Raw genomic sequence first — 13,005 nt, forward strand, 5'->3', positions numbered from 1 at the left:
CGAGCACGTGCTCGGGGCCACGCTCCCGAAGTGCCGGGAGTACGTCAGCTGACCCAGCCGGTGCACTTCAGCTCGATGCCCTCGACGTTCACGCAGGCGCGCAGCCAGGTGCCGTCCGGCCAGTACTGCATGGACGTGTACGCATCGCCCCCGTCACGGTGCTCGTAGCCGCGCATTCCGTCCCACGTCCTGCCGCCGTCCGTGGACCGGTCGATCCACACCCCGTACTTGGAGTACCGCGTGGCTGTCTTCGCCCAGCCGTACCATCTGCCGTCCTTCTTGCCGGAGCGCAGTGCCACGGTGGCGTAACCGCTGACGGTCGCCGTCGAGTCGGTGGTCGGACCGGAGTCCCAGCTGACCGGGCCCGGGTCCCAGCCGTCACAGCCGCACCCCAGCCCGGCGGCCGAGGCGGGATTGCCCGTGGTCATCAGCGTGGCGAGGGCCATGGCCGCGACCGGCAGAGCCCGGGTGAGTATCCGACTGCGCTTGTTCCTCATGATCCGTCCGTCCCCTGTTCGTCGAGTGCTGAGCGGGCAGGCCCGTACCGGGCCTGCGCCGACGGTCAGGGGCGCGGTGCCCGGGGCCCCTCCGTCGACGTGGGAAGAGTGCACGCGGCACCCAACACGTGCCCAACGCGCCGCCAACGGGGCCGCCGTGCGGGCCCGGAAGCGAGCGGGAGGAGAGGGGTGTCCGTGGTGAGGAGGGCCCGGAGGGCGGGGATGTCCGTCCAGGCGAGGCCGAGGGAGCGGGCGGCGTGGCGGAGGGTGATGTGGTCGGCTCCGCCGGCCGCTTCGCGAAGGGTGTTCATGGCCTCGTCCCGGTCGAGGAGGGCGATTCCCCCGGCGGGCGGGTCCTGCCGGGGCGTGCGGGTGCGCTCGCTCTCCAGCCCGGGAATGCCGGTGATCCGGTGGGAGAGGCCGGCGGCGGCGTCCAGGGTGGCCGGGCGCTCGCCGACGAGGGCCCGGGCGACCGGGTTGTGGCCGATGGCCTCCCGGAGCGGCAGGGGGTACAGCCGCGGGGAGACATCCGTGAGGCGGACGACGCTGTTCACGGTGCGGACCGTGCCGCGGGCGCCGTGGACGGCGGCCGCCCACAGCGCGGATGCCTCGGAAGGGTGCCAGGCCAGTGCGCGGGCGGCCGCTGCTGCCGCGTCCCGGTCCGGGGTGAGGGGGCGGCTTCCGGCGAGGCGTTCGAGGAGGGGCCGTTCACCGATCTCTCCGTCGAGGCCGGGACCCGCGATGTGGACGGTGGCGGGGATGCCGGTGAGGTGGCAGGCGGCGAGGGTGAGGGCGTCCCCGAACGGGCTGCACAGGCCGGGCTCGTTGCCGTGGGTCAGGATGTCGCCGCCGATGTCGACGACGCGGATCCGGCCGCCTGCCGCTCTGGCCATGGACGAGATCTGCCGTGCCAGGGAGGAGAGTCCCCGGGCGGGGTCGAGGAGCAGCAGCCGGGCGGGCAGGTCCCTGGCCAGGGCGGGCATGGTGGATCCGGCCGGCGGGCGGGCGCGGGTGGCCGGTGTGAACGACGCGAAGCCGCCGCCCCGGAAGCCGCCCCCGATGCCGCCGCTCCCGAAGCCTCCGACCCCGGTGCCTCCAACCCCGATGCCTCCGCCCTCGTGGGCGAGGCCGTCGAAGTCGCCTTCCCCGAGGGGGCGGGCGGTCGGGTCGACCTCCGGGCGCTCCCACGCGTAGGTGGCGATCAACGGGGGATCCGCCGGGCCGGCCCGGTCCGCCGTGAGGGCGCGGGCGGCGATGAGGGTCCCGACGGGGTCTCCTCCGCCGCCCGCCGCGATGTACAGATCCCTCACGCGGCTCCCTCGCGCTCGCGCAGGTCGATGCCAGTGATCCGTACCGGCGTCGCCCCCATGTTCTGCCGGGCGCGCTTGTTCGCCGCGTGGAGGTTCTCGTAGTACTCGCGGTCGAGGTCCTTGACGGACCCGGAGTAGAACATCCAGGACAGCACGTCGCGGTACTTGAAGCCCTTGGGGGTCAGCTGGACGCGGCGTCCGAGACGGTGGATGAGCCCGTTGGACTCGGCCGCTTCGAGGACGGGCTCGAACTCGGCGGCGTGCTTCTGGTAGCCGAAACGGTCGAGCTCCGTGAGGTCGAGGTCGAACATGTCGAGGACGAGGCGCTTGCGGACGGTCTCCTCGCCGGTCAGTTCGAAACCGGTGACGGGCGCGAGCTCGTGGTTCTTGGCCCTCTTGATGTAGTCGGCGACCTCGGCCGCCGAGGGCTTCACGCTGCCGCACATGTAGTCGAGCACGCTGGTGTACGAGCGGGCGCCGACCCCGAGGCCGAGCAGGGGCACGCCGTGGAAGGTGAGCACCTTCTGGACGTAGCCGCCGCGCCCGGGCTTCTTGTAGCGGACGGAGCCCTCCTGGACGTAGCCGTGGTCGAGGAAGACCCGGCGGGCGTAGTCGTAGCGCTCGTACAGCTCGGGCTGCCACATGTACTGGTAGGCGCCGGTCCTGGAGAACCAGGCGTCCGGCCGCACCGTGAGGAAGTAGGTGCTGATGGTGGTGGGCTGGAGTGAGGCCAGCTCGTCCACGCTCTGGCGCCAGGTTTCGGGGGTCTGTCCCGCGAAGCCCATGATCAGGTCGGTGGACAGGTCCGGCAGGCCGAGTTCGTGGGCGGTGCGTATGGCGCGGCGGATGACGTCCTCGTCCTCTCCGCCGCGGCCGGCTTCGCGGATCTCGCGCGGGACGAGGGACTGGATGCCGACGTTGGCGCGGGTGAGGCCCATGCCGATGAGGGCCTTGAACTCGTCGGGCGCGTCGGCGATGGACGACGGGGTGGCTTCCACGGCGACTTCCTCGGCCGTGGAGCGCCAGTTGGGGTAGATCTCGCCGATGGTGGTGAAGATCTGCTCGAAGTGGCGGGGCTTCAGCAGGGCGGGGGTGCCGCCGCCGATGTAGATCGTGCGTAACCGCCGGGCCTGGATGATCTCCGCGTGATCGCGGATCTGCGTACAGAGGGCGTCGGTGTAGGCGTCGTAGACGTCCTCGTCGGTGCTGATGATGGTGTACAGGTTGCAGAAGCCGCATTTGCGGTCGCAGAAGGGGACGTGCAGGTAGAGATTGAGCTCGGGGACCTGGTGGTTGGCCAGATCCCTCGCCCACACGTCGGGGACGCTCCACTTGCCCTCCGGGAGCGGTCGGTACGTGGAGCGGGGCGGGTACGAGTACTGGTAGGGCGGAATGACGCCCTGGTCGATGTGGTCGGCGAGCTCCTGGTGCAGGCTGCTGGTCACGGTGTTGCCTTCCCGTACGGGGTGCCGGCGCGGGTTTCCCCGGCCTGGTGCCCGACACCGTCCCCTCCCGTACGGACGCGGCGTCGATCCGGTTCCTGCTGCCGGAGCGCGGCGGGGTGGTGCGGCAGGTGGTCATCCCGGACCTGCCCGGTACGCACGGCGAGGTGCATCTCCGGCCCGGGTAGGTGGTGCCGGAGCCGGCGGATTCGGCCTGCCGGATCGGGCACGTGGTGGCCCGTGCGGAAACGGCTGACCGAGCGCGCGGGCTGGCCGACCGGGTGGCCGCCCGGTCCCGAGTGGAAGTGGGCTGAAGCAGGTGCGGAAGATCGCGTTCTTACGGTCGGTACGCATCCAGCGCGCCGACCCCTACGTCCAGCAGGCCGTACGCGGGCTCGCGGCGGACGGGATCGAGGCCGGACTGTTCCACACCAGCGGCACCGCCGGTGACGAGGACTTCCCCGGCTACCGGGAACGGCTCGACCGGGGCGTGACGCCGCGGGAGCTCGCGGACGCGGTCGCCGCCTGGGGGGCGGACGCGGCGGTGTCGATCTCGCTGCCGTGCGAGAACGCGCTGCGTGATGCCGCGGCCAAGGCCTTCCTGGACGCCGTCGGCATCCCGACGGTCATGACTCCGCTCGCGGCGACGATGCTGCTGGTGGACAAGTGGGAGACCAAGCAGCTCTGCGAGCGGGCCGGGCTGCTGGTGCCCGCCGGGTTCCGTGTCGACTCCGATCTGCTGGTGGGCCGGGGTCTCGCGGTGCCCGGCTACCGGGACGCGCTGCGCGCGCAGGCCGAACGGATCGGCTATCCGCTGATGTCGAAGCCCGTATGGGACTCGACCAGCATGGGCATCCGCACCCTGCGCTCGCCCGCCGACCTCGATGCCTACCTCGCCCCCGGCACGCCGGTGCCGGGGGCGGTGCCGGGGCCCTCATCGGCGGCGGTGTCCGCGGCGGTGCCCACGGTCGTGTCCGCAGTGGTGGAACAGGTCGTCGAGGGTGACCTGTGCAGCGTGGACATCGTGGGGCGCCCCGGCGCCTACCAGGTCCTTCCCCTGTGCTGGACCGGACGCGCCGGGGCGGAGCCGGTGTTCACCTTCGCCGACCTGCGCTGGTGCGGCCCCCGCGAGGAGGCCGACGCCGCGTTCGCCGAAGTGGCCCGCACCCTGGTGGCCTTGTGCGGGAGCCTGGGAGTGCACGGGTCGGTGAACGTCGACATGATCTACACCGGCGGCCGGTTCGTGGTCCTGGAGATCAACCCGCGCATCGGCGGCGCCACCACCCTCTCCTGCGCCGCGTCCGGCACCAACACCTTCGCCTCCCTCGCCCGCCTGGCCCGCGGCCTCCCCTTCACCGGAGGCACGGCACGACGGGCCGGCTGGGCGATCGAGTTCCTCGCCGGGGACGGCATCCCGCCGGCGGTGCTGACCGAGCTCCGGCAGCGCGTCCGGGTGGTCACCGCGCACGAGCTGGTCATCGACGGCACCTCCCACGGGGACATCGTGGTGATCACCCTCGCCGAAGGCGACGAGGACCGGACCGTGAAGGCCCTGGCGGAGCTGCACAAGGCGACCGGCTTCCCCGCGGCCGAGGTCATGGGCAAGATCACCTCCCTGCTGCACCGGTGAGCGCGGTCACCGGCACCCGCCGCCCGCGCAGCGCGGCGGACCGCCTCGGCCTGCCCGGACTGCGCGGGCACGGCCTCTTCATCACCGGCAACCTGATCGACTCCGTCGGCAACGGGATGCTCCTGCCGCTGGGACTGCTGTACTTCACCGACGTCCAGGGCCTGCACCTGGCGCGGGTGGGCGCGGCCATGACGGTGGGTCAGGCCCTCGCCCTGCCCGTCACGTTCCTCGCCGGACGCCTCATGGACCGTGTCGGGCCGAAACGCGTCGTGGTGTGGGCGAACATCCTCTCCGCCGCCGGGTTCGCCCTGTTCCTGCTCGCCCGCGAGCCCTCGCACGTCGCCGGCGTGTACCTCCTCATACAGGCCGGCATCAACATGTACTTCACCGCGCAGCGCACCCTGATCACGCACGTCACCCAGGCCGCAGAACGCCGCACCTGGTTCGCCTTCACCGGCTCGCTGCGCAACATCGGGCTCGCCGCCGGATCCGCCGCCGCGGCAGGCGCCCTGACCGTGTTCGGGAACGGCTCACTGCGCTGGATGATCGCGGTCGATGCCGCCACCTACCTCCTGGCCGCCGCCTGCTTCGCCGCCCTCACCACCACCCCACCGGAACCGGACGGGACGCCGCCGGGAGCCCTCGTGACCCGCGCCGACCACACCCGCCGCTACCTGCTGCTCGTGGCCGTCAACATCCCCTACGTCCTCGCGCAGGCCGTCCTCGCCGTCCTCGTCGCCGTCTACACCACCCGCGCCCTGGGGCTCCCCGCCTCGGCGGCGAGCATGCTGTTCGTCATCAACACCGTCATCGTCTCGGCATGTTCGACGGTCATCACGGCGCACGCAGCACCCAAGGTGCCCCGCCGCGCCGTGACCGCCGGATATCTGATCATGGCCGCCGGGATGTGGGCGTTCGCGCTGCCCTCGCTGCCCTCGCCGCCCGGTGCCGCTTCCGCCGCCTGGGCGGCCCTCATCGTGGCGATCGTCCTGTTCAGCGTGGCGGAGATCCTCCTCGGCCCGGCGCTGAGCGAACTGTCCGTGAGCCTCACCCCCCAGGCGGCCGGCGGCTTCACGCAGGGCCTGTACCAGTTCTCGTGGGCCGTCGGCATGGTCGCCGCTCCCGCCCTGTTCACCCTGTTGCTGGAGGCGGGCCCGCTCCTCCCGTGGGCTGTCGAAGCCGCCGCCTGCCTGATCGCCGTACTCGCCGCGCCCGCCCTCAAGGCCCCCAACCGCCACCGCCGGAGGAATCCCCGTTGATCACGAGCATCGTCGAGTCCATCCATCAGGTCCCCGCCGCCGAGTGGGAGCACCTCGCCCGGTCGGCCGGCCTCTACCTCTCCCACCGGTGGCTCGCCGGCGAGGAGGAAGACCCCACCGCCACCTGCTCGTACGCGCTCGTACGGGACCTCGATGACACCCTGCTCGCCGCCACCCCCCTCTACCTGGTGCGGGACGAACCGAACGACAGCTACCAGCCCGGGACCGTACTGCCCCCGCACCTGCGGCCCCGCATGATCGCCGGCGCGCGGCGCGGCTACCACAACACCCCGCTCACCGCCCCCGGCCTCGGCCCCGGCCGGCGAGACGCCTGCCTCGCCCTCCTCCGGGACGCCGTACGCCGCTTCGCCGACCACCACGGCACGACGCACTGGTGGCCCTACCTCACCACCCCGGCCGCCGCCCGGCTCGCTCCCCTCTACCCGGACCCCGCCCTCCACCTGGAGGACGACGCCCTCATCCCGCTTCCCGGCACAGGCATCGAGGACTACATCTCCTCCCTGCCCGCACAGCGCCGCGCCGGCATCCGCCGCGAACGCCGCGACTTCGCGGCGGCCGCCCTCGACATACGCCGACAGGTACTCGCGGACTGCTGGGAGGACGCCGCGGTCCTGCTCGCCGGACACCAGCAGGACCACGGGCACGACCGGGACGGCCTCGACGCGATGACCGGCCTGCTGAAACGGCAGGCCACGGCGATGGGCAGCGAAGCGCGTGTGGTGGCCGCCTACGACGGACCCCGGCTGATCGGCTTCTGCCTCTTCTACCACCACGGGACCACGACGTGGATCCGCGCGGTCGCCCTCGACCGCCGCCACCCGGCGCCCCACCTGTACTTCAACCTCATGTACTACCTGCCCGTCGAGGACGCCTACGCCCACGGCACGACCGCCCTGCACGCGGGCATGAAGGCCATCGAGGCCAAGCGCCGCCGCGGGGCTGCGGTGTCCGGCCTGTACGCACTGGTCGACCCACCGTCCTGATGTTCCGCGCGGCGCACCGGTGCTCGCGGAGAAGCACGGAATGCTGTGGGTGCGCCGAGGGCGGGTGCCCGCCCTCACCGGCCGAGCCACGAGGTGGCGGCCGCGCCCGTACGCACGCCTTCCCTCCGGGAGTTCCCGATGTCCAGAGCGATCACCTTCTCCGAGTAGGGCGCGCCCGAGGTGCTGCGCCTGTCCGACGTCACCCCGCCCGAGCCCGGTCCGGGCCAGGTCCGGATCCGGGTGCGGGCGGCCTCCGTGAACCCGTTCGACATGAAGCTCCGCTCCGGTCTGATGGCCGGTGCCGTCCCGGCCCCGTTTCCCGTGGTCCTCGGTCTGGACGCGGCCGGCGTGGTCGATGCCGTGGGTGAGGGAGCCGACGCCGTTGTGGGAGACGAGGTCCTCGGCGTGGCCGCCGGCGGCAGCTACAGCGAGTACGCGCTGCTCGACCGGCCGGTCGCCAAGCCCGAGGCCCTGTCCTGGGAGGCCGCGGCCTCGCTGGTCACGGTCGGTCAGACCGCGTTGCGTGTCCTGGAGCAGCTGGGCGTGCGGACCGGGCAGACCCTGCTCGTCCACGGCGCCGCCGGCAGTGTGGGCACGGTCGCGGCGCAGTTGGCCGTCGCCCGGGGCATCACGGTCGTGGGAACGGCCGGCGAGCGCGACCTCGACCGGGTGACCGCGCTGGGAGCCGCGGCGGTCCGCTACGGCGACGGCTGGCCGGAGCGGGTGCGGGCCGCCGCTCCCCAGGGCGTGGACTTCGTCTTCGACACCTCGGGCGCGGGCGTGCTGGCCGAATCCGTCGCGCTGACCGGTGACAGCGGGCGTGTCGTCACCATCGCCGACATGTCGGCGGCGCAGCACGGTGTGCTCTTCAGCGCCGGAAGCACCGACCGGACCGGGGACTTTCTGCCGGAGCTGGTACGGCTGGCCGCCGAGGGGAAGGTCTCGGTGCCGGTCTGGCGCACCTACCCGCTGGCGGAGGCCGCCCAGGCCCACACCGACCTGGAAGCCCACCGCAACCGTGGCAAGGCCGTCCTGCTGCCCTGAGCCGTCCGCCCTCCGCCCTCCGCCCTCCGCCGTCCGCCGCCTACCGATCCCCGGCCGAGGGCGCGGTGCGTACAGGGGTTCTCGCGACCGCCCGTTCCGGTGCGCCCATGGCCGGCAGGGTCCGGTCATGTCCACGCACGAACGTGAGATCGTCGCGCCCGTCGACCTGTGCGGTCCTGGTGGCGAAGGGGCCGTCGCCCGCGAACGCCAGCCGCGCGAAGTTCTCGGCGATGCGGCGATGTCCTTCGGGGCTGGGGTGGATCGCGTCCGGCAGCGGGAATTCGGCGTGGTCGCCCTCGCCGTACAGCTCGCGTCCGTCGAGGTGGTGGAGGTTCGGGTCGTCAGCCGCCCGCTGTTCCACGATCGCGGCGAGTGCGTCACGGATGATGGTGAGGGTGAGTCGCCCGGCAGCGCGTTCGGCCGGATCGCCCGTGGCCTTGAACCGCAGGGTCCCGCCGTCGAAGTCAGGCGCGAGAGGGCCGGGGGTGTCCTCCTGGACCGGGCACAGGAGGGGGGAGACCACCAGCAGCGGTGTCGTCGGACGGCCCTCGCGGATGGTGTCGAGGAAGCCGTGGACGGCGGGGGTGAAGGCGCGCAGGCGCATCGTGTCGCCGTTGACGACATTGATGCCGATCTTGAGGCTGATCAGGTCCGCGGGGGTGTCCCGCATCGCACGCGCGGTGAACGGGTCCAGCAGCGCGCTGCTGCCGAACCCCAGGTTGACCAGCTCCACTCCGCCCCGGGCGGCAGCCAGGGCGGGCCAGATGGCGCTCGGGTGGACGGCGTTCGAGCCGTGGCTGATGGAACTGCCGTGGTGCAGCCACACCCTGCGCCCGCTGCTGCGTGCCGGTTCGACGGGGGATTCGGTGCGCAGGGCGATCAGCTCGGTGATCTCCGTGTGCGGAAGCCAGATCTCGATGTCCTTGTCACCGGCCGGGAGACCGGTGAACCGGGCGGTGCCCGCAGGCCCTTCGGTCAGCTCTGCGGTCTGGGCGACCAGGTCGGTGACCGTACGGACGTTGCCGCCGGCCACCGTGGCCTGGGCGGTGAGACGGCCGTCGACCAGCAGGTCGTACACACCGTCCGCCGGAGGCGGGAAGCCCTGGTGGACCCGCTTGGTGGGCAGCGTGTCGAGTTCGACGACGGTGGCCCGGGTGCGGAAGGCCAGCCGTACGCCGGAGGGCTGGGCCTCGGCCACGGCCAGCCGGTCGTCGGGGATCTGCTGCCGCGCCCAAGCCGGCAGCCGGTGCGGCAGCAGACCGTGCGCGGTCCTCTCCACGTCGAGGTGCCCGCGCAGCATGTCCGCGGTGACGGGTGTGGTGATCCAGCCCTGTTCGGTGCTCATTGCCCTGCCTCAGCCTGCTGATCCGGGTGTACGGGGTGTACGGCGGGTACGGGGTCTACGGGGTGTGGGTCCGGGTCGGCGCGCGCGGCGCGCCGCCGGTCAGGGCGTGTTCCGGCGCCGCAGCATGGCGTCGAGGGACTCCAGGGTCCAGGCCCAGGATTCCTGCGAGTCGACGGCCGTGTGGCTGAAGCCCCCGGCCGCCTCCAGGCTGACGTAGCCGTGGAAGACGCTGCCCAGCATGCGGACCGCATGCGTCTGGTCCGGCTCCGTCAGGTCGTAGCCGCGCAGGATCGCCCGCGTCATCTGCGCGTGCCGCACCCCTGCGCTCGCCGCAGCGGTCTGCGGGTCGAGCCTGAGCCGGGCGGCGTCGTAGCGGCCGGGATGCGCCCGGGCGTAGTCGCGGTAGGCGTTCGCGAAGGCGATCAGGGCGTCCCTGCCCGCACGCCCCGCCACGGCGGCGGCGACCAGGTCGGCGAGTTCCTCCAGCGCGAGCAGGGCGATCCTGGTCTTGAGCTCGTGGGAGTTCTTCAGGTGCGAGTACAGACTCGCGACCTTGACGTCGAACCGCCGGGCGAGCGCCGAAAGGGTCACCTGCTCGAATCCGGCCTCGTCGGCCAGTTCCGCCCCCGCCAGGGTCAGCCGCTCCGGGGTCAGCCCCACCCTCACCATAACCTACACCTTCCCTCGATCTGGCGACAGCTATTATGTATCTACCTAAAGGCTATAGGTATCGCACCGGGTCGGGTGAATCCGGTCCCCGCGTGGCGATGAGTCCGCGGGCACCGGCAGGTCTATCTCTTGACGGAGACAACCGACTCATCGGGAGTGAGCCATGGGCCTCATCCACATCGAGCTGTTCGCGACCCTCGACCTCGTCGGGCAGGCGCCCGGCGGCCCCGACGAGGACCCGGTGGGGTTCCCGTTCGGCGGCTGGCAGGCGCCCCTGCTGGACGAGGTCGCCGGGGCGCAGGTCGGTGCCGCGTACGAGGGCACGGACGCCCTCCTGCTCGGGCGGCGGACGTACGACATCTTCGCCGCCTACTGGCCCCACCAGGAGGGTGGTGAGGACAACGAGATCGCCACGCTCTTCAACCGCGTCCCGAAGTACGTGGCCTCCCGCGGCAGGCCCGACCTCGCGTGGGCCGGGTCCGCACAGCTCGGCCCGGACCTGGCCGGCGCGGTCCGCGAGATCCGTGACCGCCACGAGCACGTGAAGGTCGTCGGCAGCCTGAACCTCGTCCAGACCCTCCTGCGCGAGAAGCTCTTCGACCGTCTCGACCTCTGGCTGCACCCGATCGTGCTCGGCGTCGGGAAGAAGGTGTTCGACGGCGGCGCGGTGCCCACCAACCTCACGCTCCTCGCACCCCCGGCGGCCGGCCCGAAGGGCACCGTCTACCTGCGCTACGGGCTCGCCGACGGCATCCCCGCGACGGGGGACATGAGCGCACCCGACCGCGGTGCCGGAAGCGAGGGCTGAAGCCACCGTGCCGGGCGGCTCGGGGAAGCCTCACGGCGTACGACGTACGCCGTAGGGGCCCGGCTCGGCGGGACGGTGCCGCGGGCCCGGCATACGCTGGTTCGGGGGGCCGAGATCCGGGCGGCGACGCATGCCGGAAGGGACGCCCTGATGGACGAGTACCCGCTGATCGAGAACCACGGCCTGATAGGCGATCTGCAGACCGCGGCGCTGGTGACCTCCGACGGAGTGGTCGACTGGTTCTGCTGCCCGCGTTTCGATTCGCCCAGCGTGTTCGGAGCTCTGCTGGACAAGGGCAAGGGCGGCCACTGCACGGTCCGCCCGGTCCACACGACGTACGCGACCAAGCAGTTGTACCTGCCCGACACCGCGGTCCTGGTGACCCGCTTCATGACCGAGGCCGGTGCCGGCGAGGTGGTCGACTTCATGCCCCTGACCGGCACCACCGTGACGGCCCGGCACCGGCTGGTCCGCATGGTCCGCTGCGTACGCGGCAGCATGACCTTCGACGTCGACATCGCTCCCCGGTTCGACTACGGGCGCAAGTCGCACGAGCTGCACGTCACCGAGAACGGGGCGGTGTTCACCGCCGACGGCACGGCTCTGACCGTGCACGCCATCCGGGAACCGGAGGACGAGCGGCTGGGCCACCTCCTCACGGGTGACCACGACCTGCGTCTCACCCTGAAACTGCAGGCGGGGCAGCAGCGCGGGCTGATGCTGGAGTCCGCCGCCGACGGCCCGCCCCGGCAGATCCGCCTCGCCGAGTACGAGGAGATCTTCCACGCCACCATCGGCTACTGGCGCAACTGGCTGAGCACCTCCCGCTACACCGGCCGCTGGCGCGAGGCGGTGGAGCGCTCCGCCGTGACCCTGAAGCTGATGACCTACGCCCCCACCGGCGCCGTGATCGCCGCCCCCACCACCGGGCTGCCCGAGCAGCTCGGCGGCGAGCGCAACTGGGACTACCGCTACACATGGATCCGGGACGCCTCGTTCTCCGTGTACGCCCTGCTCGGCATGGGGTTCACGGAGGAGGCCGAGGCCTTCATCGGATGGCTCGGCGACCGGATCGCGGAACGGGCGGGCGGCGAGGGAGACACCGGGCCGCTGAACATCATGTACGCGGTCGACGGCTCCTCCGACCTGAAGGAGGAGACCCTGGACCACTGGGAGGGCTACGAACGCTCGTCGCCCGTCCGCATCGGCAACGGCGCGGCCACCCAGCTCCAGATGGACATCTATGGCGAGGCGATGGACAGCATCTCGTTCGCGCAGAGGCACGGCATCCACCTCGGGTACCGGGGATGGACCGGCCTGATCCGCGTGCTGGAGTGGCTGGCGGACCACTGGGACTCGGCCGACGAAGGGCTGTGGGAGACCCGTGGCGGTGCCCAGGACTTCACCTACGGCCGTGTGATGTCCTGGGTGGCGTTCGACCGTGCGCTGCGGCACGCCGTATTCAGCGGCCGGCCCGCACCGGTACTGCACTGGAGCGCCACCCGGGACCGGATCTTCGAACAGGTCATGGACCGGGGGTGGAGCGAGGAGCGCGACGCGTTCGTCCAGCACTACGGCAGCCAGGTCCTGGACTCCTCGCTCCTGCGCATGCCCACCGTCGGCTTCCTCACCCCCCAGGACCCGATGTGGGCCTCGACCCTCGACGCGATGGAGCAGGAACTCGTCAGCGACAGCCTGGTGTACCGCTACAACCCCGAGGCGTCGCCGGACGGCCTGCGCGGCTCCGAGGGCACCTTCTCCCTGTGCACCTTCATGTACGTCGACGCACTCGCCCGGGCCGGACGGATCGACCAGGCCCGGCTCGTCCTGGAGAAGATGCTCGGCTACGCCAACCACCTGGGCCTGTACTCCGAGGAGATCGACCTGACCGGACGCCAACTGGGCAACTTCCCGCAGGCGTTCACCCACCTCGCTCTCATCGACGCGGCGATCACCCTCGACGCGGCCCTGAACCGGGGCTCCGCGCCGTAGGTTGG

Annotated in this window: 13 protein-coding genes; 8 read left to right on the forward strand and 5 right to left on the reverse strand. The window is 71.9% G+C overall.

What is annotated here, in order from left to right; genetic code table 11:
- Nucleotides 1-44: 44 nt before the first annotated feature.
- The 3 genes from ACFY04_RS12335 to ACFY04_RS12345 all read right to left on the reverse strand — a co-directional run bounded on the left by ACFY04_RS12335 (nucleotide 45) and on the right by ACFY04_RS12345 (nucleotide 3,252).
- Entirely contained in the window at nucleotides 45-497 is a 453-nt protein-coding gene (locus tag ACFY04_RS12335) for a hypothetical protein (RefSeq protein WP_389116066.1), read from the reverse strand.
- Nucleotides 498-562: 65 nt separating this feature from the next.
- Entirely contained in the window at nucleotides 563-1,807 is a 1,245-nt protein-coding gene (locus ACFY04_RS12340) for a DUF1152 domain-containing protein (RefSeq protein WP_389116068.1), read from the reverse strand.
- Nucleotides 1,804-3,252 carry a coproporphyrinogen-III oxidase family protein gene (locus ACFY04_RS12345; protein WP_389116070.1) on the reverse strand — a complete coding sequence of 483 codons (1,449 nt, stop codon included), beginning with the start codon at nucleotides 3,250-3,252 and terminating at the stop codon, nucleotides 1,804-1,806. Before ACFY04_RS12345 ends, ACFY04_RS12340 begins: the two co-directional genes overlap by 4 nt.
- Nucleotides 3,253-3,299: 47 nt before the next feature.
- Here ACFY04_RS12345 and ACFY04_RS12350 point away from each other — a divergent pair, with 47 nt between their 5' ends.
- From ACFY04_RS12350 to ACFY04_RS12375, 6 genes are all read left to right on the forward strand, one after another.
- Entirely contained in the window at nucleotides 3,300-3,437 is a 138-nt protein-coding gene (locus ACFY04_RS12350; protein WP_389116072.1) for a hypothetical protein, read from the forward strand.
- A gap of 3 nt (nucleotides 3,438-3,440) precedes the next feature.
- The gene (locus tag ACFY04_RS12355) at nucleotides 3,441-3,563 is read left to right on the forward strand and encodes a hypothetical protein (protein ID WP_389116527.1); all 123 of its coding nucleotides are present in this window, start codon (nucleotides 3,441-3,443) and stop codon (nucleotides 3,561-3,563) included.
- A 5-nt stretch (nucleotides 3,564-3,568) separates the two neighbouring features.
- The gene (locus tag ACFY04_RS12360) at nucleotides 3,569-4,879 is read left to right on the forward strand and encodes an ATP-grasp domain-containing protein (protein ID WP_389116073.1); all 1,311 of its coding nucleotides are present in this window, start codon (nucleotides 3,569-3,571) and stop codon (nucleotides 4,877-4,879) included.
- The gene (locus ACFY04_RS12365; protein ID WP_389116075.1) at nucleotides 4,876-6,138 is read left to right on the forward strand and encodes an MFS transporter; all 1,263 of its coding nucleotides are present in this window, start codon (nucleotides 4,876-4,878) and stop codon (nucleotides 6,136-6,138) included. Before ACFY04_RS12360 ends, ACFY04_RS12365 begins: the two co-directional genes overlap by 4 nt.
- Entirely contained in the window at nucleotides 6,135-7,142 is a 1,008-nt protein-coding gene (locus ACFY04_RS12370) for a peptidogalycan biosysnthesis protein (RefSeq protein WP_389116076.1), read from the forward strand. Before ACFY04_RS12365 ends, ACFY04_RS12370 begins: the two co-directional genes overlap by 4 nt.
- Nucleotides 7,143-7,322: 180 nt before the next feature.
- The gene (locus ACFY04_RS12375; RefSeq protein ID WP_389116078.1) at nucleotides 7,323-8,186 is read left to right on the forward strand and encodes an NADP-dependent oxidoreductase; all 864 of its coding nucleotides are present in this window, start codon (nucleotides 7,323-7,325) and stop codon (nucleotides 8,184-8,186) included.
- Nucleotides 8,187-8,226: 40 nt separating this feature from the next.
- Here the strand turns inward: ACFY04_RS12375 and ACFY04_RS12380 are convergent, their stop codons facing one another.
- Nucleotides 8,227-9,531 (reverse strand): GDSL-type esterase/lipase family protein, encoded by a 1,305-nt coding sequence (locus tag ACFY04_RS12380; protein WP_389116081.1) that lies wholly within the window; start codon nucleotides 9,529-9,531, stop codon nucleotides 8,227-8,229.
- 99 nt (nucleotides 9,532-9,630) lie between these two features.
- Nucleotides 9,631-10,200: a TetR/AcrR family transcriptional regulator gene (locus ACFY04_RS12385; RefSeq protein ID WP_389116083.1), complete on the reverse strand. Its 570-nt coding sequence runs from the start codon at nucleotides 10,198-10,200 to the stop codon at nucleotides 9,631-9,633.
- 163 nt (nucleotides 10,201-10,363) lie between these two features.
- Between ACFY04_RS12385 and ACFY04_RS12390 the strand changes: the two genes are divergently transcribed.
- Both ACFY04_RS12390 and ACFY04_RS12395 read left to right on the forward strand, forming a co-directional pair.
- On the forward strand, nucleotides 10,364-11,008 hold the full coding sequence (locus ACFY04_RS12390) for a dihydrofolate reductase family protein (protein WP_389116084.1): 645 nt from the start codon (nucleotides 10,364-10,366) through the stop codon (nucleotides 11,006-11,008).
- Nucleotides 11,009-11,158: 150 nt separating this feature from the next.
- The gene (locus tag ACFY04_RS12395; RefSeq protein ID WP_389116085.1) at nucleotides 11,159-13,000 is read left to right on the forward strand and encodes a glycoside hydrolase family 15 protein; all 1,842 of its coding nucleotides are present in this window, start codon (nucleotides 11,159-11,161) and stop codon (nucleotides 12,998-13,000) included.
- Nucleotides 13,001-13,005: the final 5 nt, after the last annotated feature.

It is taken from the genome of Streptomyces sp. NPDC001549, from assembly GCF_042894025.1.
Lineage (GTDB): Bacteria > Actinomycetota > Actinomycetes > Streptomycetales > Streptomycetaceae > Streptomyces > Streptomyces kutzneri.